The following is a 24,009-nucleotide window of genomic DNA, read 5'->3' as shown; positions in this document are numbered from 1 at the left end:
GACCCTGTCTCACAAACGTTCGTTTCTGACGCACTGCTTATGAACTGAACACGACCTGCGCGTTTGCTCGGCGCCGCTTGTGTCGAAACCCTGTCGCTGATTCTATGTGTCAGGATCGTAGACGCTGACGGGTTTTGCGACATGCTGATCGGATATGCGCGGGTATCGACCCCGGACCAGAACCTCGCCCTTCAGACCGACGCGCTGGAGAAGGCAGGATGCGAGCGTACATTCTGCGAGGTGGCGTCGGGCGTAAGGACGGAGCGGGCCGCGCTGACTGAAGCCCTGTCCCACGCCCGGGCGGGAGATGTCTTCGTCGTCTGGAAGCTGGACCGTTTGGGCCGGACCGTCGGCCAACTCGTCGAGTTCGTCGCCAGCCTGCGGGGTCGGGGCGTGGAGTTCAGGAGCCTGACCGACGGCATCGACACGACAACGCCGGCCGGACGGTTCTTCTTCCACATGATGGCGGCGCTCGCCGAGATGGAACGGGACCTGATCCGTGAACGCACGATGGCCGGACTGTCCGCTGCGCGCGCTCGGGGCCGAAATGGCGGACGCCGTCAGTCGCTCACCAAACGTCAGGTCGCCCAGGCCCGGCTCCTTCTCAAGCATCCGGACCAGACGATGGCAGGCGTGGCGTCCTCGCTCGGCGTCTCTCGGAGCACGCTCTACCGCTCGCTCGCGCGGCATCCGGAAGGCGTCGGTTCCTAAGGCAGGTCCAGCGGCGGAGCGTTGTCCTCGAACGCGTCGAAGATGGATCGCAGCAAGAGGTCCATTTCAGGGAACCGTCTGCGTAAGGCCGCAGGCTGATGCGTGCCCTGGATGGCGTTCTCGAACGCTTTGGCGACCGCGTCCTTGTCCTGAACCACCCCTTGGTAGCGCTCCACGCCGCCCTTCCATTCCTTCCATCTAACGGGTCTCAGAGCGCCGGTTGCGTCCGTGAGCGAGGAACGGCCCAGGTAGAGCTCCAAGGGCGCCCCGGAACCGTTGACATCCATTCGGGTGAGACCCGCCGGCCCCAAGGTGGGATAGTCGGCGGCGAGCTCGGTGCGAGGCAACGACCGCAGTCTCACGGTGCGGGGAAACTTCACAGTCTTCAGCGAGGCCATGGCCTCCAGCCCGGCGGCGTCGTTGTCGAACAGCGCCAGAAGGCGGTTCTGGACACGGGCGCCGGACAGCACCTTCACCATCCCCGCCAGGAGAGATGCGCCGCCCTCGATGCGAAATTCATCGAAGTCGATAAACTGGTAGAGGTCCGCGTACTCGGGATAGAAGGCTCGCAGCGCCGCCGTGATGATGCGCGTGTCGGATTTGCCTTCGGTCAGGACAATGATCTTGCCGTTCGGGTAAAGCGCCTCCTCTGCCTGTTCCTCACGCGCCAGCTCCTGTGGGGGCACAACGAAGGCGTCGTCCTCATAGAGGTGGGAACAGTCCATCCAGACCGTGGACCGGGCTTCTATTTCTGTGAGCATGGCCAGCTGAACGAAGGGATCGTTCGGGCCGTCCAGCAGGCTCAGCAGATCCCAGGGTTGGTAGCGGCCGGCGATCAGCCGCTTTGAACGGGCGGCCTCGGCCACCGCCTTCTTCCACGCCTCATAGGAAAGAGTTTCCATGACGGCCAGCGCCGCCGCGGTGTCCCCGTCGGGGCTGGCCCAACGGCGGTGCATTTCTACCGCGTGGCGTCGCGCGATGTCCCAGGACTGGGCGCAGAATTCCGTCGTGTAGCCCTGGATCAGGAGGCGCTTTCTAACAGTGCGGGCGGGCGCGCGCAGATACTGGTAGTTGGCCAGCGGCTCGTCACGATAGCGGTCCGCATGTTCTCGCAACTGCCGATGCGCAGACGCCCGGGGCCGCGACACGAAATCGGCCTCCGTGAAAACTGTATCGACCAGATTTCGCCAGCCGAGAATCTCGGCGGACGGGAGCGCGATGCGCCCCACATAGACTTCGACCTCGTCGGACATTCACTCAAGCTATCGGAGGCCGTCGTCGGCGCAATGGCGCAGGCAGCTCGTCGGAGGTGCACCGAAGGACAGTGTTGGAAAAATCGTCGTCTTCGTAGTGAAATGGGCCGCGAACCCGCCAAGGGACCGTGATGGCTCTGTCTCCTCATCAGAAATCGATCTCGTTGATCCTGTGGGCGCGCTGGCTCGGCTACGTCGCGCTGGGGTTCTTCGCACTGGGGCTGGCAGCCGTACTCGGTTGGGAGCGACTGCTTCCGCATCAGGTCGCCGTGGGTTCCGCAGGCTTTGTGATCCTGTCCGCGATCAGCCTGTGGATCCTCCGGTTTTTGCCTAAGGAGGCTGGCGATCCGCGCGGCCATACGGCCTCACCCCTACCCCCTGCCCGACCGCCAAACGGAGCAGAGGACTGATGAGCCGGTGGATCGAGACAGGACTATCGACGACCCATTGGCTCCCTTGGGCCTTGCTCTCGGCCGGCTTCGCGGCGCTGACCGCGATCTTTGCAAAGGCCGGTGTTCAGACGATCGATCCCAACCTCGCGACCTTCATCAGGACGCTGGTGATCCTCGTCTTCGCCGGCGCCATCGTCGCCTTGACCAGCGGGTTTCAGGCGGGCGAGCCCTTGCCCGCTCGCGCCTGGCTCTTTCTGGTACTCTCTGGCCTCGCGACCGGCGCGTCCTGGCTTTGCTATTTCCGCGCGCTCAGTCTCGGACAGGCGGCGCAGGTGGCTCCGGTGGAAAAGATCAGCGTCGTGCTCGTGGCGATCTTCGGTGTCGCCTTTCTGGGGGAACAGCTTTCACCGCGCGCCTGGCTGGGTGTGGCGCTGATCACATCCGGCGTCATTCTGATCGCTTTCAAATCAGCCTGAGGCTTCGCGCTGGAATTCAGCGACGGCGCGTCACGCGAACCTCCATCCCACCTGCAAGATCATAGCCGGCGCTCTTCACGGCCTTGCCGATCCGTGCGGCGAGGTCGGGGGCGTTCAGGGCGATGATGTCTCCCTGGTCAACGTCGACGAGGCTGATTGGCGGCAACTCGGTGTGCTTCTGGAAATAGGTCCTCCCACTGCCTGCGACAGCGTGCACCCGAATGGCGCCAGCAGTGCTCAGATCCTTCACCGCCCGGTAGATGGCCGTGCGGGAGAGACTGCCTCCCTCCACATTGAGACGCCGCCAGATCGTGTCGACGTCCAACAGGTCATCGGTGTCTGCAAAGACTTTCGCGACGGCCAGACGCGGACCCGTCGGCCGCAAGCCCCGCCGCCGGCAAGCATCCCATATTTCCAAGAGCGCTCCTTCGATGGTCGGGACCATGAGAGGGCGAACATTCGCGTAACATGACGAGGAGATTACGGTTGAGGCCAAGGCCCCGCTTGCTTGTTGAAAGGCATTATCAATCGCAGTAGCTGGCGGTCCCGCGAATGAATCGCAAAAACGAACGGCGCTATCCCGCCGCGTGAGGACCTTCAGGTGAACCCGATCCAGACCCCGCTCATCCGCAAACTCGCCCCCGTTCTGCTGGCGTCCACGGCTCTGTGCGTGGCGGCTCCCGCCTTTGCCCAGCAGCAGCCGACCGTGCCGCTCGGCACCCTCCGCGTTGACGATCAGGCCGGAGATTTCGGCATCCAGCCGCGTAGGGATCAGGGCTATGTGGCGCCGACCAGCACCTCCGCCACCAAGACCGAGACTGCTCTGATCGACACGCCGCAGGCGATCACCGTCGTCACCCGCGATCAGATCAACGATCAGGGCCTGGTGGGCCTGAATGACCTGGTCCGCTACGTCCCCGGGGTGACCTATGCCCAGGGCGAAGGCAACCGCGACGCCATCATCTTCCGCGGGATCGCCTCGACGGCGGACTACTTCACCGACGGCCTTCGCGACGACACCCAGTACTACCGCGACCTCTACAATGTGGAGCGCGTCGAGGTCCTGAAGGGCCCCAACGCCATGATCTTCGGTCGCGGCGGCTCGGGCGGTCTGATCAATCGCGTGACCCGCCAAGCCGGCTGGGACATCGAGAACGAGTTGCGCCTGGAGGCGGGCTCGCATGACTTCTATCGCGGCGCCGTCGACTACAACGTCGAGGTCAGCGATACGACCGCGCTGCGCGTCACGGGCCTCTATGAGGACAGCGGCAGCTACCGGGACGGCGTGACCTACGAGAAGTTCGGCATCAACCCGACCGCCAGCTTCCGCCTGGGCGACAACACCCTGCTGCAGTTGGGCTACGAGCATTTTGAAGACCGCCGTATCGCCGACCGGGGCGTCTCGGCCAACCCGGGCGGAACGCGGGCCAACCCGGCCCGTCCGCTGGACGGCTATCGGGACACCTTCTTCGGCGACCCGGCTCGTAGCCCGACCGATACCGATGTCGATGCGCTGAGCATCGCCTTCGAGCACCGGTTCGATAACGGACTGACCCTGCGCAACCGTACCCGCCTGGCCGACTACGACAAGTTCTACCAGAACGTCTTCCCCGGCGCAGTAAACGCCGCCGCACAGACGGTGCCGATCTCGGCGTACAACAACGCCACCACGCGTCAGAACCTGATCAACCAGACGGACCTCGTCTTCTACGCGGACACCGGCTCGATCAGGCACACCCTCTTGGCCGGCGCCGAGTTTGGTCGCCAGGAAACCGACAACCTGCGCCTGACTGGGTACTTCCCGGGCGGCGGCACGACCTTCAACGCCCCGTTGACCAACCCGACGATCAATCAACCGCTGACCTGGGCGCCGAGCGCGTCGGACGCCAGCAACGAGGGGGTGACGAAGCTGGCGGCCGGCTATCTGCAGGACCAGATCGAGTTGACCTCGCAACTGCAGCTGATCCTGGGCGTGCGCTACGAGCATATCGAAAGCGAGGTTCTGAACCGCCGCAACAACGTCCGCACGGAGGCGACCGACAATCTGTGGTCGCCGCGCGCCGGCCTGGTGTTCAAGCCCATGGACAATCTCTCGCTCTACGGCAGCTACACCAAGACCTACCTGCCGCGTTCGGGCGAGCAACTGACCGGCCTGACCCCGACGAACCGCGCGCTCGATCCCGAGGAGTTCGACAACTACGAACTCGGCGCCAAATGGGACGTGACGCCGGGCCTGAGCCTGACCGCCGCCGTCTTCCAGCTCGATCGTAGCAATGTCGTCGTGCCTGACCCAGCCAATCCGGCGCAGTCCATCCTCGTCGATGGCCAGCGCAGCAAGGGGGTGGAATTGAGCGCCACGGGACAGATCACCGAACAGTGGAGCGTCGTTGCGGCCTACACGCATCTCGACGCCGAAATCACGGCGGCGCAATCGACGACGGTCCTGGCCGGCAACAAGCTGGCCAACGTGGCGGAGAACAGCGCCTCGATCTGGAGCCGCTATGATTTCACGCCGCGTTTCGGCGCCGGCCTCGGCGTCATCTACCAGGGCGACCGCTTCACAGCGTCGGACAACACCCAGGTGATGCCGAGCTTCACCCGCGTTGACGGTGCTCTGTTCTATGCGCTGACCGATCGGATCGACATTCAGCTCAACGTCGAGAACCTTCTGGACGAGGACTACTTCGCCACGGCTCACAGCAACAACAACATCACTCCGGGCGGCCCGCGCGCCTTCCGGGTCGGCCTGACCACGCGGTTCTAGGCCTGATGAAATGGACGGCGCCTCCTACCCGTCCAGATCGGCGACTGGCGAGCCCATCCCCGTGCTGACGCCAGTCGCCGTTCAAGGATCACGACGTCGGGGCCGTGAGCGTATGCTCGCGGTCCTGATCGTTGTTGTCGGCCACGCCGCTGCGATCGGGGGGCTTTCGATCGTCCGCCCCGATCTGCGGCGCGAGCCCTCGGCGGAACCGGTCATCCTCGTGCAGCTTGAGCCCCGGGTGCGTCCATCACCCCCCAAGGCGCCGAGCCCGCCTGAGGATCCGCGCCCGCGTCAGAACGTGATCCGGTCGACCACGCCGCCGCCGCCAGCGGCAGCGCCGCCCGCGCCACGGCCTACGCCGCTCCCGCTTGCGGCGGCGGTGGAACCTCTGCCCCTCGCCCCTGCGCCGCCCGCAGCGCCGACGCCCGTTCCGGCCTCGCCGCGTGTCGATCCGCCGCCTGCGTCACCGACGCCGGCGGCCAGGGACAGTTTTGAAGGACGGGTGATGGCGCGCCTCGCCCAGGTGAAGCGTTATCCGGCGTCTGCCCGGGCTCGCCGCGAAACCGGTACGGGCTATGTCCGATTTACATTGAGCCGCGCTGGTCGGCCGAGTGCGATCAGTCTCGATCGGTCCTCGGGCGTCGCGGCGCTCGACCGCGAGGCGCTCGACACCGTCCGGCGGGCCACGCCATTGCCGTCCGTCCCGGAAAACCTGCCGGCGCCTCTGACGCTCACTGTCGCCATCGAGTTCACCCTGAACTGATCCTGCCGGTTCAGCCGCCCGGAAAGACCATCCGTACCCTCAGGCCGGGGTGGCTGTTCTCCAGGATCAACTCGCCCCGGTGTAGATCCACGATGGCGGCCACCATGGAAAGGCCGAGGCCGGACCCAACGGTGTTGCGGCTGCGATCGAGGCGGTAGAAGCGGCGGGTCAGCTTCGACAACTCCTCAGCAGGCGCGCCCGGGCCATTGTCGGTCACACTGAGTTCGACCTGTTCGTCCAGCGCATGCACGGCGATCACGATTGCCCCGCCTGGTCCCCCATGCGTGATGGCGTTGTCGATGAGGCTCGCCACCACCTGGGCCAGCATCGTCGGGTCGCCGGACATGATGGCCGGACCGTCAGCCTGCACCGTCAGGGCCCCTTCCCCCTCCTCCGCAGCCGGCCGGTAGGCTTCCACGACGTCGTCGACGATTTCGGTAAGGTTCATCACGATGAACCGCCGCTCCGCCCCACCCTCGATCTGGGCCAGGCGAAGCAGCGCGCTGAAGATCTCCAGCAGACGGTCCGTATCCCCGATCGCTTCCGCCAGCAGCCCGTCTCTCTGGCTGGCATCGGCCTGCTGCGCTTCCTCAAGCGTGTTGCGCAGCCGGGTCAGCGGCGTTCGCAAGTCATGGGCGACATCGGAGGAGACCTGCCGCAAGGCGACCATCGCGTCCTCTACCCGCTCCAGCATGACATTCAGGATGTCGGCCAGATCGTCGAACTCCCGGCCCAAGCCTAGCGAAGGCAACCGCTCGCTTAGATCGCCCCGCATGACTTTCTCGGCCGCCGCACCGACCGCCTTCAGACGGTTCAGAAGGATCAGCCCTGCCGCGACGCCGCCCAGCAGCGCCAGCAACACCATTGCCGATCCGCCCCACACGGCGAGTTTGTGAAGCCATTCCCGAAGCTCCGACAGGGCGTAGTCGTCCCGGCCGACCGCAATGAAGGTGCCGTCGGAGGCGCGGTCGGTCAGGACGATGAGGTTGATGTTGTAGGGATCCGGACCCGGCTGTTCTTCCCGGGTTGGAATGCGCAGCTCACCCCATCCGGAGATTGTCTCCACCGCGCGCGGCAGGCCCGCGTCCAGCCGCTCGCCGGTCGGTGCGATCACCACATAGCTGAAGCGTTCCGGAAGGCCGCCTTCGACGTGCTCTCGAAGCGCGGAGATCAGGGCCAGGCCGCCCTCTGCGTTGGCGTCCGCCTTCAGGACCGCCATCTGGTCCCGCAGCGCATCGCGGGCTGTCTCCTCGGCGAAATCGGCGACCGCGAGATCCAGCACGACCAGCAACGCCGCCGAACCGATGCCGAAGATCGTCGCAAACAGGACCGCCAGCCGGAAGGTGGTGGTCTGCCAAAGTCGCGCCCGCGGCCTATTCCGGTTCATCGATGAGATATCCCACGCCTCGAAGCGTCCGGATCAGCTCTGAATCGAAGCCCTTGTCGACCTTCGATCTCAGTCGGCTCACGTGGGCGTCGACGATGTTGGTCCTTGGGTCGAAGTGGAAGCCCCACAGGTTCTCCAGCAGCATGGTTCGGGTCACTGTCTCACCCACCCGCCGGGCCAGAAACTCCAGCAGCTTGTATTCCTGAGGCGTCAGATCGATGCGCCTGCCGGCGCGGATGACCCGTCGACGCCGGGTGTCGATCTCAAGATCCGCGATCCGGATCTGCGTTTCGATATCGGCCAGAGGCGGTCGCCGCACCAGGGCGTTCAGGCGCGCCAACAGTTCGCTGAACGCGAACGGTTTGACCAGGTAGTCATCGGCACCGCCCTCCAGACCCGCGACCCGATCGTCGACCGAGCCAAGGGCCGTCAGGAGAAGAACGGGCGCACGGACGCCTTCGGCACGAAGCGCCCGCAGGGCCTCCAGACCGGACAAGCCCGGCAGCATTCGGTCGATGACCAGCACATCGTAGCCCCCGGCCAGGCCGAGATGCAGGCCGTCGTCTCCGTTATGGGCCAAATCCGCGGTGTGGCCGGCCTCTGTCAGCCCCCGCCCGATAAAGGAAGCCGTGCGGGCGTCATCCTCGATAACCAGAACCTTCACGTCGCGCCTCGGCCGCCTGCTTCGACAGTATCCAATCACGCGGATGCGCGGGGCGAAAGGACCACACGGCCTCTCTGCGACGGTTTTAACGGGGCCGTCAGACTACGCGTAAACGCATCGCGCTAGGGCTGGCGGATCGTCCCGAAAGACTGTCCGTGCCCGCTTTTCGCCGCGCCTTCCCGCCACTGTCGCACACGGTCGTGCTGATCGCCGCCGTGGGCGCAAGTCTGTCCGCCTGTACGACGTATCGACCCGCTCCCATCGATCCGGTCGTTACGGCTCAGGCCTACCAGGATCGCCGGGCGGTTTGGCCTGCCGGGCGCATCATGAGCGAAGCCGAGGCTCTGGAGCTCGCGCTGGTCAATGCGCCCTCCGTCCATCAGGCCAAGGCCGCTTACGCGTCTGCGGTGGCCGCCACGCGGACAGCGCGCGTCGGGTCCGCCTGGACCCTGACGCTGACGGCCGAGTATTCGCGTCAGGCCGATCCTCAGCACCCGTGGCTGTTCGGCGGCGCCGTCGACATACCGGTCGACGCCGGGGCGCGCCGGGAAGCGCGACTGGACAGCGCGGACCTCGCCGTCCTGAAGGCCCGCTATGACGTCGCGGAAGCCGTCTGGACCGTCCGCTCCACGCTTCGCCGGGCGCTTCTGGATCGTACCGTCGCCCGGCAGGAGATCGCATTGGCGTCAGACCAGGTCGCGTTGCGGGAACAGCGCGGCGCGGCCATGGAGCGTCGAGTCGCGGCCGGCGAGGATGGACGATCCGTGGCGCTGGCGGCGCAGAGCGACCATGCCTTGGCCCGCCAGCGACTGACGACCGCCCGGGGCGCCGAGGCCCAGGCCACCGCGGCCCTGGCCGCCGCCCTCGGCCTGCCGGTTGAGGCCATCGCTAATCTCGAGGTGACGGTCGATCCGGCCATGATCCTCCCGACGCCAGCCGAGCTTCGCGACGCGCGGCTGGACGCCGCCACGGCTCGCGCGGACGTCCTGAAGGCGGTCATCGACTATGATCTGGCCGAGCAAGCCGTGCGTCAGGCGGTAGCAGGCCAGTACCCCCAGGTGACACTGAGCCCTGGTTACACGTGGGAACGCGGCGTCGCCAAACTGCCGTTCAATCTTGGCCTGGCCTTGCCCCCGCCCGACCTGAACCGCGCCGCGATCCGCGAAGCGGAGGCGCGCCGGGCCGAAGCGGGCAAGGCGCTGGAGAGCGCCCAGGCCGCCGTCTACGCCCAGACGGATGCGGCCGTCGAAGCCCTGCGGGCGGCGGACGACAGCCTGATCCAATTGCGGTCCCGGGACCTGCCGCTCGCTCAGCGGTCCGAGCGGTTGACGCATCGAGTGGTTCAACTGGGCGAGCTTGATCGGACGGATTTGATCGCGGCCCAGGCCGGCGTTCTCGACGCCCGCCTTGCGGAAATCGACGCCCTGCGTCTGCGCGCGACTGCGATCGCCGACCTCGAGGCCGCCATTCGCCGGCCCTCCGATCCTGCCGAACTCATCGTCATCGCGAACGCCATGGCCAGTCTGGACGCCAGCTCATGATGCTTCACCGCCTGGGGCACGCAGCCCCGATCGCCGCCCTCGCCGTCGTTCTGTTGCTCGGGGCCGCGCCTGCCGCTCCGGCGCCGGCCGCCGCGCCGAAAGCGGGCCTGACCTCCGCACAGCAGGCGAGACTGGCCGTCCAGACGGCGCCTCTGGAGGCCATGAGTTGGGCGCCGGGCGCCACTGGCTATGCCCGGGTGATCGACCCCGTACCGCTGGCGACGCTGGACGCCGACCTCACAGCGGCGCTCGCTGCGGCAGGGGCCTCCCGCGCCGAGGCGTCGCGCGCCCGCATCCTCGCTTCGGAAGATCAGATGGTGGCGGCCAAGGTCGCCGAGGCCGCAGCCGCCCAGGCCACGGCCGATCAGTCCCGGGTCACCCTTCTGCGGACGAGGATGGGGCTGGAATGGGGACCAGCGCTGGCGGCGCTCGGCGACGGCCAGCGTCGCGCCCTGATGGCCTCTATCGCGCGCGGTGACGCGGCCCTCCTTCGCATCGATGGTCCCACCACGCCTTTGAGCGGTACGGTCACGCTCGATCTCGGGCCGAACGGCCTGATACCGGCGCGGGTGCTCGGCGCGGCGCGCACCGCCGACGTCCGCCTGCAATCTTCAGGCAGCCTCGCCCTGGCGTCGGGCAGCCAGGCGCGGCGCCTCGCCACCGGACTTGTCGTGCCCGTCCGGTTGCCCGCCGGCGCCGGATCGACCGGCGTCTTTGTGCCGGACTCGGCAGTGCTGCGGGCCGAGGGCGAGAGCTGGGTCTATGTCCGGACCGCGCCGGGCGCCTTTGAACGCCGTGCGCTCGGCGCCGTCGCGGTCGTCGACCGGGGACTGTTCGCCGACTCCGGCGTGCGCCCCGGAGAAATCATCGCGACCCGCGGCGCCTCGGCCCTGTATGCGGCGGAACTGGCGGGGTCCTGATCCATGCTCAACGCCGTCGTCGCCTGGTCACTGGATCGCGCCCGGATCGTTCTCGCCGCGGCCGCCCTTGTGTTGCTCTTCGGCGGCCTGACCCTGACCCGGGCGTCATACGACGTCTTTCCGGAGTTCGTCCCCGCCCAGGCCGAGGTGCAGACCGAGGCCCCGGGCCTGACCGCCGAGCAGGTCGAACAGCTGGTGACGCGCCCGATCGAACAGGCGGTCGCGGGCGCTTCCGGGGTCGAGGTCGTGCGGTCGGAATCGACCCAGGGCATCTCCATCGTCTCCGTCACCTTCAAGGACGGCGCCGATCCCTATCGGTCCCGCCAGATCGTCGCCGAGGCGCTGGGGGAAGCGTCGAGCGGCCTGCCCGCCGCCGCCGGCGCGCCCAAGGTGGCGCCCCTGACCTCCTCGACCATGGACCTGCTCAAGGTCGGCTTCACCAGCGATAAGCTGACGCCGGCCGAGCTGCGGGATCTCGTCCAGTGGACCGTCCGCCCCCGATTGCTCTCCGCGCCGGGCGTCGCCCGGGCCACGGTCTATGGCGGGGAGGCGCGCCGCATCGAAGTGCGCGTCCGCCCTTCTGACCTCGCCCTGCGGGAGCTGGGCTTCTCCGACATCATCACGGCCGTCCAGGGCGCGACGGGCGTAACCGGCGGCGGCTTCATCGACACCGCGGAACAACGGATCCTGATCGAGACGCAAGGACAGGCCGCCACTGCGGCCGAGGTCGGAGCGGCGCAGATCACGACGTTGGACGGTGTGGCCCTGCGCCTGTCCGATGTGGCCGACGTGGTCGACGGCATGGCCCCGCTGAATGGCGATGCGCTGATCATGGGTCGTCCGGGCGTCCTGGTCAGCCTGTCGAGCCAGTACGGCGCCAACACCCTGACAGCCACCAGAGAACTCGAAAAGGCGCTCGCCGAACTCAAGCCTACGCTCGACGCGGCCGGGGTCACGGTCAACGCGGACCTGCACCGCCCGGCCAACTTCATCGAGGCCGCGCTGGGCGGCATCGTCGACGATCTGGTCATCGGCGCCCTGCTGATCGCGGTCGTGCTGTTCCTCTTTCTACGCAATGCCCGTGCGGTGCTGATCTCCTTCCTCAGCATCCCCCTGTCCCTGCTGATCGCCGTCGTGGTGCTCGACCGCATGGGCCTTACGGTGAACACCATGACGCTGGGCGGTCTGGCCGTGGCGCTTGGTGTCGTCGTCGACGACGCCGTCATCGATGTGGAGAATATCGTCCGGCGCCTCAGGACCCGCGACGGCGGCGAACCGGCGGCCGCGACCATCCTCAAGGCCTCTCTCGAGGTGCGGGCGCCGGTGATCTACGCGACCCTGGTCGTGGCTCTTGTCCTGTCGCCGGTCCTGTTCCTTCACGGCCTCCAGGGCGCGTTCTTCAGCCCTCTGGCCGCCGCCATCATCCTCGCCACGCTCGCCTCCCTCGCCGTCGCCGTGGTGGTGACCCCGGCGCTCAGCCTGCTGCTGCTTCGATCGGCGCGTCTTTCCGAGGAACCCCGCGTGCTGGCGCGGCTCAAGGACCGCCACGCCGGTCTGTTGGGACGCATCTCCGCCCGTCCCCGCGGCGCTGTGATCGTCTCCGTGGCGGCTCTTCTGATGTCGGCGACCGGCTTCGCCCTGTTCAACAGCGAACTGCTGCCGGCCTTCCGCGAAGGCCATTTCGTGCTCGGCGTCGCCGCCCGGCCGGGCGCTTCTCTCACGGTGATGCGCACCTACGGCAAGGCCATCACCCGCGATCTTCTGGCGGTGCCCGGCATCCGGTCCGTCGAACAGCAGATTGGCCGGGCCCAGGGCGGCGAGGACACCTGGGGCACGGAACGCAGCGAGTTCCATGTCGAACTTGAGCCCGGCCTCTCAGGCGCCCGACAGGATCAGATTCAGGCGCGCATCCAGGAAATCCTCGCCAGCTATCCCGGGCTTGAGACCGAAGTGCTGACCTTCCTGGGCGATCGGATCGGCGAGTCCCTGAGCGGCGAGACCGCCAGTCTGGTGGTCAACGTCTTTGGCGGAGACCTCGACAAGATTGATCAGGCCGCCCGCGACATCAGCACGGTGCTGGGCAAGTTACCGGGCGCGACGGACGTCCAGCTGGGAACGCCGCCGTCCACCCCCGCTGTGCGGGTCGAGCTCGACCTGCCCGCGCTGGCGCGTTACGGCCTGTCGCCGGCCGAGGCCCTGAACGCCGTCCAGACCGCCTATCAAGGCGCGATCCCGGCCCAGATCTATGGCCTGGATCGCGCCATCGACATCGCGGTCACCACACCGCCCTCCCTGCGCAATCAGCCGGAAGCTGTCGGGGACCTGCTCCTTCGCTCATCCTCGGGCGCCGTTGTCCCGCTGCGCCAGGTCGCGGACGTGCGACTGGCCGAAAGCCGCACCGTCATCGCTCACAATGGAGGCCGCCCGGTCCAGACCGTGACCGCCAATCCTGCGCCCGGCGATGTGGCTCGCGTGACCCTGGCCGCCCGGACCGCGATCTCCTCGCAGGTCAGGCTTCCGCAGGGCGTCTATGTTGAATACGCCGGGGCGGCGGCCGGGGCGGCCTCCGCGCGCAATGATCTGCTGCTCAACACGGCGATCGCCGTGATCGGGGTCGTGGTCTTGCTGCTGCTGGCCTTCCGCAGCGGCCGCGCCGTCGGCCTGATCCTCGGAACCGCGCCGGGCGCTCTGGTCGGAGGCGTGATCGCCGTCGCCCTGACCGGCGCCAGCCTGTCGCTGGGCGCCCTGGTCGGCTTCGTGGCGCTCTTCGGCATCGCGTCCCGAAACGCCATCCTGCTCATTTCCCATGCCGAGCACCTAGTGTCGCACGAGGGCGAGGCCTGGTCGCTGGAGACGGTGATCCTAGCGGCACGGGAGCGGCTGACGCCGATCGTGATGACGGCGCTCGTCACGGGCCTCGGCATCCTGCCGCTGGCTCTGCAGACCGGTCAGGCCGGTCGCGAGATCCAGGGACCGATGGCCATCGTCATCCTCGGCGGCCTGATCTCGTCCACCCTGATGACCCTGCTCGTTCTGCCGGCGCTGGTCTGGCGCTTCTGGCGCCCCCTTCCCGCGCCTGGCGCTCCGACAATCCGCCTCCAGGAGGCCATCGCCTGATGTTCGATCTCATTGTCCAGATCATCACCGTAACGGGCGTGCTGGGCGTGCTCATCCTGATGTTCGCCGAGAACATCTTCCCGCCGATCCCGTCCGAGCTGATCATGCCCCTGGCGGGCTTCGCCGCAGCGCGCGGGGACATGAACTTCTTCCTAGCGGTGACGGCCGGGACGCTCGGCGCCGCCGCGGGCGCTGCCATCTGGTACGAACTCGGCCGGCGCATCGGAGCGGATCGGCTCAGCGCGTGGTCTTCCCGACACGGGCGCTGGCTCACCCTCACACCGAAGGATATCGACCGGTCGACCCGGTTCTTTCAACGGTTTGGCGCGCCGGCGGTCTTTTTCGGCCGGCTCCTGCCCATTGTCCGGACCTGGATTTCGATCCCGGCCGGGGTCGCGGACATGCGGCCCGCCCCGTTCCTCGGTTGGACTCTGCTCGGCACAGCCATCTTCACCTTCGCCCTGACCGCCGCCGGCTATGTGCTGGAAAGCCAGTACGAACGGGTCGCCAGCTGGCTCGATCCGATCACGACCTTCCTGCTCGTCGCCGGCGTCGTCACGTGGATCTGGCGGGTCATCGTCTTTCCGCGACACCAGGCGGGCGCCAATGACTAGATCGGCGATTGCACAGGCGAAGAGCCGCAACGCCGGGGGAAGCGTTGCGGCTCAACCTGCATTGACAGCGCGCGCTCAGCGGGTGCCGTCGTCGTCTTCCTCGCCGTCCTCGGCTTCCCCCTGCTCACGATCTTCGGTGTCGGCCGCAATGGCCAGAATGGAGCCCGAGGTCGCGTCGATCCGGGCCTTCTGTTCGCCGGCCGAACCGACCGTCGTAACATCCCAGACCGGACCGCTCGCCGTGCCCTCTAGAGCGACCTCGACGGCGCGCCCCTGGGTGCGAGCTTCGGCGATCGACACGGCCTGTGACAGCGCTACGGATGTCCGCGCCAGCAGCGCGGCGTCCTCATCCTGCGCCGGCACGTGGGTGGTCAAGGCGACCACGCCTCCGGCGGAACCCGCCAGCGCGACGGCGGCGAGCCCCATCATCTGCAACTTCTTCATGCGGTTCTCCTCGCGGACCGGATGTCCGCGAGGAGGAGCCTGCCCTGAGGCCCCTCCGCTCACCGTTGAGCCAACATTACGAAACCCCGACGCCTCCCTTCGCGTCGCCCGTCAACTCCAGCATCCCCAACTGATCGGATGAAGACCTTGAATACTGCTCGCGACATCCAGAGAACCCAGTTGATCCGAAAGGCCGTGCTGTTCGTGGCGATCATCGCTGTGATCGCCGTGGCTGCACTCAGCCAGACGCTCGCCGGCGAAACCGTTTTTCACGAAGCGCTGGAGGCGGTCGGCCTGTGGCTGATCGTCATCTGCATTGTGGGAAGAGCCTGGTGCTCCCTCTATATCGGCGGGCGCAAGAAGGCCGAGATCGTGGATCGCGGTCCCTATTCGCTGAGCCGCAACCCCCTCTATGTCTTCAGCTTCATGGGCGCTTTCGGCATGGGCGCCCAGACGGGCAGCATCGTCCTCGCCACGGTGTTCCTGCTCATCGCGGTGATCGTCTTCTACGCCACGGTCAAACGCGAGGAAGTCTGGCTGCTGGCCAACTTCGGCGACGTCTACGCCGCCTACTACGAGCGCACGCCGCGGTTCTGGCCCGACTTCCGCCTCTGGCGCGACGAGGATCGCCTGGAAGTTCGCCCCGCCTTCTTCCTGCTCACCCTTCGGGACGGTCTGGCGTTCCTGATCGCCATTCCCCTGTTTGAGATGGTCGAAACGGCCCAGAAGGCGGGGTGGCTTCACGCTCCGATCGTCCTGCCATGACGCGCCGAAAAGCACAGAGCGCTCGCAGGCTTCAGTCTGCAGGGAAACTGAAACGCCTGTTGAGCCGACCGGTCGGACGGGTGCTCCTCGCCTTCTGTCTCACAAGCTTCACCCTGTGGGGCTGCCTGACCCTGGGCGGCGAAGCGCTCGAAGGAGAGACCCAAGCCTTCGACGAATGGGCTCTGCTCCGGATGCGCAATCCCGCAGACCTCAGCGACCCCATTGGATCACGGGTGTTCGAGGAGGCGATGCGGGATGTCACCGCGCTGGGCGGGTTCACCGTCCTGACCCTTATCACCGTGGTGGCCGTCATCAGCCTGTGGCGACTGGCGCGCCAACGTGAGGCGATGATCCTGGCCGTGACAGTCCTCGGCGCCCAGCTGTCCAGCGACCTCCTCAAGGTGCTCTACGCCCGGCCCCGACCGGCGCTGGTGCCGCATGAGAGCTACGTCTATTCCAACAGCTTCCCCAGCGGCCATTCGGCGGTATCCGCGGCCGTCTACATGATGTTGGCGATCCTTCTGATCCCCGCGCTTCGCTCCGCAGGATCCAGAGCGGCGGTGTGCGTTCTGGCCGCCGTTCTGGTCATCGTGATCTGCATCAGCCGGACCTATCTCGGCGTGCATTGGCCGACGGATGTGATCGCCGGCTGGGCGCTGGGAAGCGCCTGGACGATCCTCGGCTGGCTCGCGCTCAATCTGACGACCGGCAAAACCGCCGAAGCGACCTCATAACCGCCGCGCTTGTCTTTTCTCACAACCAGACTGCGCTACTCTCTGAGGCGCCCCCTTCCTGATCCCTCGTTTTGAGTGAGAGTCCGTTTCATCAAGGAGACGGACGTGAAGAAGAGCAGGTTCAACGAAGCGCAGATCATAGGCGTGCTGCGCGAGCAGGAGGCCGGAAGCCCGACGGCGGAGGTATGCCGAAGGCACGGGATCAGCGAGCAGACCTTCTATCGGTGGAAGGCGAAGTACAGCGGCATGAGCGTGTCGGACGCCACGAAGCTGAAGGCGCTGGAAGACGAGAACCGGCGGCTGAAGAAGCTGCTGGCGGAGTCGATGCTGGACGTGTCGGCGCTGAAGGATCTTCTGGGAAAAAACTGATCGGGCCTGCAGCGCGCAGAGCGGCCGTGCTTCGTCTGATGGCGGAGCGCGGCTTCTCCCAGAAGCGCGCCTGCGGGCTGGTTCAGATCGATCCGAAGACGGTGCGTCGCGAGCCTGAACAGGGCGATGTGGAGGTGCGCGAGCGCCTGCGCAGCCTGGCGGCTGAGCGCCGCCGGTTCGGCTACCGGCGCTTGGGCATTCTGTTGCAACGGGAGGGCCTCAGCATGAACAAGAAGCGGCTGTTCCGGCTCTATCGGGAGGAAGGCTTGGCGGTGCGACGGCGACGGGGCCGCAAGCGGGCCACCGGAACCCGTGCGCCCATGGCCCTGCCGGACGGCCCAAACCAGCGCTGGTCGCTGGACTTCGTGGCCGACAGTCTGTCGTGGGGCCGACGCTTCCGCATCCTGTGCATCGTGGACGACTTCACGCGCGAGGCCCTGGCTCTGGTGGTCGACACCTCGATCGGCGGCTCACGCATGGCGCGCGAGTTGGACCGGCTGATCGCCCGACGCGGGCGTCCGGCCATGATCGTCAGCGACAACGGGACCGAGATGACCAGCCGGGCCATCCTGGAATGGACCAACCGCACCGGCGTGGCCTGGCATTACATCGCGCCGGGCAAGCCGCAGCAGAATGGCTTCGTCGAAAGCTTCAACGGCAGGCTCCGCGACGAGTGTCTGAACGAGGAGGTCTTCGCCACCCTGGCCGAGGCCCGCGCCGTCATCGAGCGCTGGCGCATCGACTACAACCACGTCAGGCCGCACTCGGCGCACGGGGGACTGACCCCGGAGGCGGTGCGCCTGAACCCCGCGGCCGTTCGGCTGCGCAACTTGATCAGCTCCGCCGCACGGCCGCTCCCGTCGGCGAAGCAGATCGGCTATCAACCCCCTGGACTCTCATAATGATCGAGGGACCAGAGGGGGGCGCCTCATCTCGCATCTGCAAAACCCATCCTGAGTGCTTGATTATGGGACCACTTCTCATCGCGCTGAAGGGCGACGCACGAGCGTCGAACGTTCAGGACACCGATCACGGCTTCATCCTCTCGGGGTCAGGCGAAGCATTCAGCGCGCTGGTTCGGGAGACCTTGGAAAAGTCCGGCGCCGAGTATGTCGCCCTTCCCACAAGCGATGGCGCCTTGGGCTATACTCAGGTTGTAATCATCCCGCTTTGACCTTCGGCCGCTGCACCAAGATCAGCCAGCCGCTCCCCGAGAGTGGGCCTGATGACCGACCCGAAGTTCGCGTGAATAAACGCCTCTTGCCGCCGATCCGTCGCCCAGACATATCTGCGGGCCAGGGCGACGGTTGTCAGATTGCGGCGCCTTACCAGTTCTCGAGCAGGAGCCCGCCGAAGCGCGTCGATCGTCCCTTGATCATTGGCCGCAACGAACAGGCGCTTGGGCCCAATCGGCAAATGGATGAAGGCCTGCGGATCTCGCAAGCCCGAGACCTGATCGACGCACCAGTCGGAAACCAGAAGCGACAGGTTGGACGCCGCCACATCGACCACGCCCCAGCGCATGTTGTTGATGAACTCGCCCATCGTGGGATTGTCGATGAGCACCGTCGCGATCTGCATGGCGACCCGTTCGACGATCTCCGGATCCCGCGCGGTCATGAAGTCCTCGAAGGTCGCCGGATCGCCCTCCTGCCGGACCATCTCCTCATATGCCGCCTGAATCTCAGGCTGATTGACAACCCAATCCGCTCGGGTTCGCGCCTTGATCCCGGCGATGTCCGCAGGCGTGCGCAACTGCAGGGACTGAATGAAGCGTGACCATGCACTTCTCGCGACGGACGTCCGGGGAAACTGACCGCTTTCCAGAAGCGCGAGCACGCCCGCGGCCTGATGATCGACCTGCTGCATGAACCGCTCTTCCACCTGCTGCATGAGGTCGGGCGGCATACCGGGCATGCTGTACAGGCCGTCCTCGTATCCAGTACCCGCCGGGAACACCCGCCGCCGCTTCACGGCATCGCCGAACGGCCGGTCATACTGCTCGAGGCGTCCATCCGGGCCGGTCCACCGATTGAGATAGAACACGGGCGCGAAGTGGTGCTTGCGGGGCGGATTGGACGTCATGCGCCGACGGCCGACCCCGCGTCGGCAGGGTTTTCACTGTCCGGCAACACCAACGGCGTCCGCGCGTCGGCACGCTCAGCATACCCTTTCGCGTTGTCATAAATCGCGTCGTGCAACCCCAGGACCGTCATCGCCGATCGACGGCTCATGGGACCTTCCTCCGACCGACGCCCTGGTCTCGCAACGGCGAGAAGGTTCGAGGCACGGGCGTAGATTTCCGCGGCGTCGACGATCTCGATTTCGATGTCTCGCGGCACGCGGCCGTTGCGGCGGGCCGTCAGGTCCGCTTCAAAACTGCGCCATCGCGCGAGGTGAACCTGCAGCTCCGCCAACAGGTCGATGTAGGCATCCGCTTCGGCGTCATCGGCGGCCTCGATCATCGCGGTGATTTCCTTGACCGCTCCAGGCGCCAGCTTTGGTGCATGCGGGGCAAACCGGGTTCCCGTCACACTTCCATATCGCAGCGCGAGAGGCAGCGCCCGCTTCAGCCGCTCAACGCTCTGTTCCGCGAAATCACAGAGGTCGCTCATCACCAAAGGCATGGAAGCACGCTGGGCCCGGAGACGGCGAGCCTTTCGGTCCTGCTCCTGTTGATCATTCTGCTGAATCTGGCGCAGGACGAACCAAGCGCCGTAGACAGCCGCCAGCAGAGTGAAGATCGCGCCCAGAAGCGACTGCCACGACCACGCGATCGTGGTCACAGGCACGATGACGGTCCGACACGTCTCGGTGGAGACAAGTTTACATCCGCCGTCGAGGCCGATGAGCAGGATCGACATCCCGGTCACCGTTCCTACTCCCAGCAAGGGCCAGAATAGGTTCACGCCGGAGCGCGCCTTCCTCGTTGCGCGCTTCTGCGGGCGTTCCCGCATTGGTCTTGAGAAGCGAAGCAACAGCTGGGCCCCAAGGCCTCCAGTCTTGGTCGGGCGTTGCTCCGATTGATCCGTCGTCACTGCGGGCGCCCCTCGTGAATCAGGAACTCCGCGACCAGTTCCCGCGTGTAATATCGCGCAAAGCGCCATGCTCGAAGGGACGCGATCATCCCCGCAACGCCAGCGACCAGGGCGTAGCGAACATCTGGCCAACGAACGATCAGGAACCAGGCGCCCAACAGCAGGAAAGCCGCGGTCAGGCCACGCATCAGGCCATAGGTGCGGTTAAAGAGGTCGATGCGACTGGTTCTGCCGGCGGACGCGAGCAGTGCATAAACTTGGCGAACTAGGCCGTCGAATTGCCGCCCGCCCAGATCCGCTGGAGCCTCGACGCCGGAAAGCCCTGCGAGCTTGGCAAGGAACGCTTCTCGCTGAGCTGGGGCAACCAGCCCGTTCGGTCGGCGAAGCCAACGGGAGGGAAGGCCGCCGAACGGCGCCCAGGCTATCCATTCGACCAGATTGCCCAGTCCTTGAACGAGGTGCCCCGCGACGAAGGCGCAGATCAGGAACATGCCGAGGTCCCCGACGGACAAGCCATCTATCTCAACCAGCGCCCTCGCTTCCGGCCAGAGCAAGATCACGCCAGCGGCCACGACCGATCCCGGCGTGATAATCGCGATATACTCGTACGGATCGAAGTTCTGGCTCACCTGCCCTCCTCTCGGTAGCCCGCGAAAACACCCTGATAACCGTCCCTGCCGCGGATAAGCAGTGCGAGCGGATAAGCCGCATCCTTGCCCAGCTTCGCCGCCGTCGCCCGATCGACCTGCGATGGGTTGGCGGCGCCCAAATGACTGTGCCACGTCCCGACGCAGTACAAGGCGCCGCCCGTCCGGGCCGATAGGTCAGCGATCGCACCTGCCAGTCCGGCCACACCGAGTTCAAAGAATGACGGCGAGCGCTTGCTGTCGCTGGGCGCTTGCATCGTATCCAGCGCGTAGATGGTCCGAGTGATGAACGACACCCTGCCGATCAGTACGCCGCCGGTCTCGGATTTGGGCCACCTGCCGACTTCGGCGTCGATTGCGTCGCTCACGGTCGGCGCGATCGACAGGGTCCAGCCGTCCGCGAGGGCCAGTCGGAAAAAGGGAGAGATCAGGGTGGTCTCGTGACTCAGGCCTCCGCCATCGCGTCGCCAAGTCTGGACCAGACCCTCGGCCGGCATTTGCGCCAAGTGTTGTCCGATCGACTCGGCCATCGCCGCGGCCTGGACCGAAAGACGGGCGTCGTCCGCAATCATGGTCGATGAACCACAGCCCTCCCCCAGAGCCAGGCGTGATACGCCGGCTCCCTCGAATATGTGCTGAGCCAGACTTTCGTCGCGCGCTGCCGTGGCATAGCCGACGCCGGCCAGTTCCTCGATCGAGGGATTACGGTCTGGCCCCTCCACCCGCAGAGTCCCCAGCGACGCTCGATCAAAAAGCTCCGCATCTATCCAACGGGCTGAGGACGGCGTTTGCGCCGCGCCCGCCCTTAGGGCCAACGAGGCGGTCGTATTGACGATCACTTCGGGCCGGTCAGCCCATGTCTCCATGAGCATCAAGGCCTCTGTGGCATCGCCAGGAAGATCGTATAGCGGTTCTCGCACAATGCTGGCGATCGCCTCGACTAGGGCAGAGGACTTAGGGCCTCGCCATTCGAGGCCGAGGCCGCCGGTTGTCGGTAACAAGCCATGACGCGCAACGTTGTGCGGAAGCAGCTGGGATTTGTCCGTAACAGCGATCGGGGTGACGCCTTGCCGTGCGAGGTGAATCCCAATCTTCGAGCCTAGGCTTCCGGCTCCTATCAGGGCCCAGCGAGTCGCAACTTCCGGCCCCCCGCTCACACGGCGCAGAAGCTGGCGCGATAGCCGATCCCGTACGGCAAGGCGGTCCACTTTGGTCTCAGGATCCAGTTTCGCTCGCTTGCACGGGAAAGTCAGAGGCAGCGAGTAGGCGAACACTTCAATGTCGCTATCCGAACCGGCCAAAGGCAACGGACGGCGGACCAACATCAACACCACGACTGGGAGTCTGGCGGCGTTCCCGCCGTACGGGGCATTGTTGGTCAGAATGTCGAGATACATGCCCAAGCGGCGACTGACTTTGAGCCGTTCAGCCTTCGCCATCAGGTCGGCGTATGTCTCCACGTCATCAGGCTCATACTCCGGAAACACGGGAGCCGGTTCGTCTTCCCCTGCTGTGGCCCACACCGCCAGACAGACACCTTCGCCGTACACAACATCTTGGGTCGCTCGCCCGCCAAGGCTCGCATCGTCGAGCTTGACGAGGTCCCCCACTTCACCGAGCCAGGATCCTGGACCTCCTTTGCCAAGCTGATGAGCGGCAAATCTGGTCTGGAGATAAGCGTAACCGAACCGCCCACCAGGTTGAGCGTCCGGCAGCTTTCGGATGGCAGCCACGTCGACGAGCACGCTGTCGATGTAGCCGTCGCGGCGAGACACCTCCCAGCCCTGCTGCGGATCTATCAGAGCGCCGGACGCCGCACGTTGCAGCCACGCGACGAACTGATCGATCAGGCCGTGAAGACCATAAACGGCATGAAAGTCATCGATCGGCGCCTCCGTCAGGCACGGCACCGGCCGCCCGTCTGGGGTCAGCCATGGCTGAACGTGGGGAAATCCTCGGCCGAGATCGGCACGGTAGGAGGGCCCAGGCGCCTTCGTGGGATAGAGGGGGCCGAAGTCGAGGCGGACCCGCTCGACCGGACGAATGCCAGACGGGCTGGCGCCCTGGGCCACCCATCGGTGGCCCAGGGACAAGTCGAGCTCGAACTCAACGGTCGTCGTGCCGAAGGCCGCTACGGGCGCCTCGATGCTACGAACCGAAGGGTGTCGGGCAACCTGCCGGCAAGCATACTCTACCAGCAGCTCGGTCACCCGTGCCCCTGGGGGGTGACGCCAATCAGCGTCGGACCGCGACGGGTCGCCGCAGCCTTGAGGATGGTAAGGCCGCCGCGACCGATCTCATATTCCAGCGGGTCCGGACCGTCATCCCCAACGCAGACGAACTCGCCGTTGACCCCATCGAGGATGTCTTCGTACTCGCGCTTCGCGCGCACGCAGGGCGGATCGCAGTCGTCGTCCTGGATCGGCTTGCAACTGGCGACGATCTTCGCCCCCGACTGGGCCTGTCCCAAGGCGTTGCGCGCATCATCGCTGACTTCCGCCTCTTCGCCACAGTCGCTCCAACTGTCCCACGACAGGCTATGCCAACTGCAGTGGTGGGGCGTCTGGAGCAGGTCGTAGGCGAGGTGTTCCGGCGTCGACGATTTCCTGTCCCAGAGACGTTCCCAGATGCCGACCTCCGCGTCACCGCCGCTGAGAAACAGTACCGGATCGTTGCCCTGCTCGCTGGCGAGGCTGAACTGGATGATGATGCTGCTGTCGTTCTTTGACAGCGCCTCTTCCTCCTCGTCATCCTCGCTTTTGGGGAGCGGCGCGAGCAAGCGGGCCTCGAACAGATCCTCGCTCGATCCGTCGATCTCCCAGGTGACCTCATCGATCTTCACCAAGATGGCGGCGAGATCGTCGGTCTTGCCATCCTCGTCTTCGCCCATGATGCGCACGCGCTCATTCGCCTTGCACGCGCCTTCGTCCTTGAAGACCTTCACCCGACGCTTGGCTTCGCGATTCCAGGCCTTGGCGTCGCTGCAGAGGGTGTGGCTACGACAGGCGCGGCGGAACACCATCGGCGAAGACCACATCTCTCGGATGACGATCTTGTCGCCGTCGGCGTCGTAGTCCGCGATCGGCCCGAGATGGAAATGCTTCTCAAGGCCGCGGCAGTGATCCGCATCGGGGTGGGAGAGGATCATCGCATCGACGTACAGCCGGTCGGCATCGTCGGTACGGAGGCGAGCCCGGAGCTGCGAGGCCACGTCAGCGGTCTCGTCGTTGGGGTCATCCGCCGCCGCGCGAATGTTGCAGTCAATCAGGATCGTCCTGCCGCTTTGCAGGGTGATCAGGGTCATGTCGCCGTTGCCGACGCGGAAAAAGCTAACCTTAGCGGTCATGTTGTCCGGATTTGCTTTGCCGCAGGCGGCCGCCGGGAGGCTCTCATGGCTGTTGTAAGCCGAG

The 24,009-nt window shown here is 66.1% G+C and carries 22 protein-coding genes; 12 read left to right on the top strand and 10 right to left on the bottom strand.

The annotated features are described in order from the left end of the window. Positions 1–141: 141 nt before the first annotated feature. Complete coding sequence (locus tag ACYX4P_RS11435) at positions 142–711, top strand: recombinase family protein (RefSeq protein WP_476069604.1); 570 nt, start codon at positions 142–144, stop codon at positions 709–711. Here ACYX4P_RS11435 and ACYX4P_RS11430 read toward each other — a convergent pair. Next, positions 708–1,964, bottom strand: a complete 1,257-nt coding sequence (locus tag ACYX4P_RS11430; RefSeq protein WP_476069602.1) for a hypothetical protein — start codon at positions 1,962–1,964, stop codon at positions 708–710. The genes ACYX4P_RS11435 and ACYX4P_RS11430 overlap by 4 nt on opposite strands. Positions 1,965–2,095: 131 nt before the next feature. Between ACYX4P_RS11430 and ACYX4P_RS11425 the strand changes: the two genes are divergently transcribed. Further along, positions 2,096–2,374: a hypothetical protein gene (locus ACYX4P_RS11425; protein ID WP_476069600.1), complete on the top strand. Its 279-nt coding sequence runs from the start codon at positions 2,096–2,098 to the stop codon at positions 2,372–2,374. After that, positions 2,374–2,832 (top strand): EamA family transporter, encoded by a 459-nt coding sequence (locus ACYX4P_RS11420; RefSeq protein WP_476069598.1) that lies wholly within the window; start codon positions 2,374–2,376, stop codon positions 2,830–2,832. Before ACYX4P_RS11425 ends, ACYX4P_RS11420 begins: the two co-directional genes overlap by 1 nt. 16 nt (positions 2,833–2,848) lie before the next feature. Here ACYX4P_RS11420 and ACYX4P_RS11415 read toward each other — a convergent pair whose 3' ends face one another. Next, a complete protein-coding gene (locus ACYX4P_RS11415; RefSeq protein WP_476069596.1) occupies positions 2,849–3,277 on the bottom strand; it encodes a Fur family transcriptional regulator in 429 nt (142 codons plus the stop codon). 156 nt (positions 3,278–3,433) lie between these two features. Here ACYX4P_RS11415 and ACYX4P_RS11410 point away from each other — a divergent pair, with 156 nt between their 5' ends. Then, positions 3,434–5,596: a TonB-dependent receptor gene (locus tag ACYX4P_RS11410; protein WP_476069594.1), complete on the top strand. Its 2,163-nt coding sequence runs from the start codon at positions 3,434–3,436 to the stop codon at positions 5,594–5,596. A gap of 505 nt (positions 5,597–6,101) precedes the next feature. Continuing rightward, entirely contained in the window at positions 6,102–6,359 is a 258-nt protein-coding gene (locus ACYX4P_RS11405; RefSeq protein WP_476069592.1) for an energy transducer TonB, read from the top strand. A gap of 10 nt (positions 6,360–6,369) precedes the next feature. On the opposite strand, the gene ACYX4P_RS11400 is transcribed toward ACYX4P_RS11405, so the two are convergent. After that, positions 6,370–7,746, bottom strand: coding sequence for a sensor histidine kinase (locus tag ACYX4P_RS11400; RefSeq protein WP_476069590.1), 1,377 nt, complete (start codon positions 7,744–7,746; stop codon positions 6,370–6,372). Then, positions 7,733–8,410: a winged helix-turn-helix domain-containing protein gene (locus tag ACYX4P_RS11395; protein ID WP_201097300.1), complete on the bottom strand. Its 678-nt coding sequence runs from the start codon at positions 8,408–8,410 to the stop codon at positions 7,733–7,735. The genes ACYX4P_RS11400 and ACYX4P_RS11395 overlap by 14 nt, the downstream gene beginning before the upstream one ends. Positions 8,411–8,565: 155 nt before the next feature. On the opposite strand from ACYX4P_RS11395, the gene ACYX4P_RS11390 reads away from it, so the two are divergent. From ACYX4P_RS11390 to ACYX4P_RS11375, 4 genes are read left to right on the top strand one after another with little or no spacing between them, the layout of a single operon-like run. After that, on the top strand, positions 8,566–9,951 hold the full coding sequence (locus tag ACYX4P_RS11390; protein WP_476069587.1) for a TolC family protein: 1,386 nt from the start codon (positions 8,566–8,568) through the stop codon (positions 9,949–9,951). Beyond that, entirely contained in the window at positions 9,948–10,871 is a 924-nt protein-coding gene (locus tag ACYX4P_RS11385) for an efflux RND transporter periplasmic adaptor subunit (RefSeq protein ID WP_476069585.1), read from the top strand. Before ACYX4P_RS11390 ends, ACYX4P_RS11385 begins: the two co-directional genes overlap by 4 nt. 3 nt (positions 10,872–10,874) lie before the next feature. After that, complete coding sequence (locus tag ACYX4P_RS11380) at positions 10,875–13,988, top strand: efflux RND transporter permease subunit (RefSeq protein ID WP_476069583.1); 3,114 nt, start codon at positions 10,875–10,877, stop codon at positions 13,986–13,988. Beyond that, a complete protein-coding gene (locus ACYX4P_RS11375; protein WP_476069581.1) occupies positions 13,988–14,602 on the top strand; it encodes a DedA family protein in 615 nt (204 codons plus the stop codon). The genes ACYX4P_RS11380 and ACYX4P_RS11375 overlap by 1 nt, the downstream gene beginning before the upstream one ends. Positions 14,603–14,677: 75 nt before the next feature. On the opposite strand, the gene ACYX4P_RS11370 is transcribed toward ACYX4P_RS11375, so the two are convergent. Continuing rightward, a complete protein-coding gene (locus ACYX4P_RS11370) occupies positions 14,678–15,046 on the bottom strand; it encodes a PepSY domain-containing protein (protein ID WP_476069580.1) in 369 nt (122 codons plus the stop codon). Between the two features lie 138 nt (positions 15,047–15,184). On the opposite strand from ACYX4P_RS11370, the gene ACYX4P_RS11365 reads away from it, so the two are divergent. The 3 genes from ACYX4P_RS11365 to ACYX4P_RS11355 all read left to right on the top strand — a co-directional run bounded on the left by ACYX4P_RS11365 (position 15,185) and on the right by ACYX4P_RS11355 (position 17,816). Then, a complete protein-coding gene (locus ACYX4P_RS11365; protein WP_476069578.1) occupies positions 15,185–15,811 on the top strand; it encodes a methyltransferase family protein in 627 nt (208 codons plus the stop codon). A gap of 59 nt (positions 15,812–15,870) precedes the next feature. Next, the gene (locus tag ACYX4P_RS11360) at positions 15,871–16,545 is read left to right on the top strand and encodes a phosphatase PAP2 family protein (RefSeq protein ID WP_476069576.1); all 675 of its coding nucleotides are present in this window, start codon (positions 15,871–15,873) and stop codon (positions 16,543–16,545) included. Positions 16,546–16,650: 105 nt separating this feature from the next. Next, positions 16,651–17,816, top strand: a protein-coding gene (locus tag ACYX4P_RS11355) for an IS3 family transposase (RefSeq protein WP_191559183.1) whose coding sequence is annotated in 2 segments (ribosomal slippage) — positions 16,651–16,909 and positions 16,909–17,816 — 1,167 coding nt in all. Because the reading frame shifts where the segments join, the coding sequence is not laid out codon by codon here. A gap of 247 nt (positions 17,817–18,063) precedes the next feature. Here ACYX4P_RS11355 and ACYX4P_RS11350 read toward each other — a convergent pair. The 5 genes from ACYX4P_RS11350 to ACYX4P_RS11330 all read right to left on the bottom strand — a co-directional run bounded on the left by ACYX4P_RS11350 (position 18,064) and on the right by ACYX4P_RS11330 (position 23,945). Further along, positions 18,064–18,999 (bottom strand): DUF4238 domain-containing protein, encoded by a 936-nt coding sequence (locus ACYX4P_RS11350; RefSeq protein WP_476069574.1) that lies wholly within the window; start codon positions 18,997–18,999, stop codon positions 18,064–18,066. Further along, positions 18,996–19,778: a hypothetical protein gene (locus ACYX4P_RS11345; RefSeq protein WP_476069572.1), complete on the bottom strand. Its 783-nt coding sequence runs from the start codon at positions 19,776–19,778 to the stop codon at positions 18,996–18,998. The genes ACYX4P_RS11350 and ACYX4P_RS11345 overlap by 4 nt, the downstream gene beginning before the upstream one ends. 170 nt (positions 19,779–19,948) lie before the next feature. Next, positions 19,949–20,581, bottom strand: a complete 633-nt coding sequence (locus tag ACYX4P_RS11340; RefSeq protein ID WP_476069570.1) for a hypothetical protein — start codon at positions 20,579–20,581, stop codon at positions 19,949–19,951. Beyond that, the gene (locus tag ACYX4P_RS11335; protein WP_476069568.1) at positions 20,578–22,809 is read right to left on the bottom strand and encodes a Mov34/MPN/PAD-1 family protein; all 2,232 of its coding nucleotides are present in this window, start codon (positions 22,807–22,809) and stop codon (positions 20,578–20,580) included. Before ACYX4P_RS11335 ends, ACYX4P_RS11340 begins: the two co-directional genes overlap by 4 nt. Beyond that, positions 22,806–23,945 carry a ComEC/Rec2 family competence protein gene (locus tag ACYX4P_RS11330; RefSeq protein WP_476069566.1) on the bottom strand — a complete coding sequence of 380 codons (1,140 nt, stop codon included), beginning with the start codon at positions 23,943–23,945 and terminating at the stop codon, positions 22,806–22,808. Before ACYX4P_RS11330 ends, ACYX4P_RS11335 begins: the two co-directional genes overlap by 4 nt. Positions 23,946–24,009 lie beyond the last annotated feature (64 nt).

The sequence above is a fragment of the Brevundimonas sp. ABV4_179 genome (genome assembly GCF_056311945.1).
Note: the sequence above shows the minus strand (reverse complement) of the source record. Positions and strands in the feature narration are given on the sequence as shown.

What these genes read in the sequence shown, in the direction of transcription:
- ACYX4P_RS11435 (WP_476069604.1), top strand. Translation starts at nt 142, where the DNA reads ATGCTGATCGGATATGCGCGGGTATCGACCCCGGACCAGAACCTCGCC.
- ACYX4P_RS11430 (WP_476069602.1), bottom strand. Translation starts at nt 1,964, where the DNA reads ATGTCCGACGAGGTCGAAGTCTATGTGGGGCGCATCGCGCTCCCGTCC.
- ACYX4P_RS11425 (WP_476069600.1), top strand. Translation starts at nt 2,096, where the DNA reads ATGGCTCTGTCTCCTCATCAGAAATCGATCTCGTTGATCCTGTGGGCG.
- ACYX4P_RS11420 (WP_476069598.1), top strand. Translation starts at nt 2,374, where the DNA reads ATGAGCCGGTGGATCGAGACAGGACTATCGACGACCCATTGGCTCCCT.
- ACYX4P_RS11415 (WP_476069596.1), bottom strand. Translation starts at nt 3,277, where the DNA reads ATGGTCCCGACCATCGAAGGAGCGCTCTTGGAAATATGGGATGCTTGC.
- ACYX4P_RS11405 (WP_476069592.1), top strand. Translation starts at nt 6,102, where the DNA reads ATGGCGCGCCTCGCCCAGGTGAAGCGTTATCCGGCGTCTGCCCGGGCT.
- ACYX4P_RS11400 (WP_476069590.1), bottom strand. Translation starts at nt 7,746, where the DNA reads ATGAACCGGAATAGGCCGCGGGCGCGACTTTGGCAGACCACCACCTTC.
- ACYX4P_RS11385 (WP_476069585.1), top strand. Translation starts at nt 9,948, where the DNA reads ATGATGCTTCACCGCCTGGGGCACGCAGCCCCGATCGCCGCCCTCGCC.
- ACYX4P_RS11380 (WP_476069583.1), top strand. Translation starts at nt 10,875, where the DNA reads ATGCTCAACGCCGTCGTCGCCTGGTCACTGGATCGCGCCCGGATCGTT.
- ACYX4P_RS11375 (WP_476069581.1), top strand. Translation starts at nt 13,988, where the DNA reads ATGTTCGATCTCATTGTCCAGATCATCACCGTAACGGGCGTGCTGGGC.
- ACYX4P_RS11370 (WP_476069580.1), bottom strand. Translation starts at nt 15,046, where the DNA reads ATGAAGAAGTTGCAGATGATGGGGCTCGCCGCCGTCGCGCTGGCGGGT.
- ACYX4P_RS11365 (WP_476069578.1), top strand. Translation starts at nt 15,185, where the DNA reads ATGAAGACCTTGAATACTGCTCGCGACATCCAGAGAACCCAGTTGATC.
- ACYX4P_RS11350 (WP_476069574.1), bottom strand. Translation starts at nt 18,999, where the DNA reads ATGACGTCCAATCCGCCCCGCAAGCACCACTTCGCGCCCGTGTTCTAT.
- ACYX4P_RS11345 (WP_476069572.1), bottom strand. Translation starts at nt 19,778, where the DNA reads ATGTCGATCCTGCTCATCGGCCTCGACGGCGGATGTAAACTTGTCTCC.
- ACYX4P_RS11330 (WP_476069566.1), bottom strand. Translation starts at nt 23,945, where the DNA reads ATGACCGCTAAGGTTAGCTTTTTCCGCGTCGGCAACGGCGACATGACC.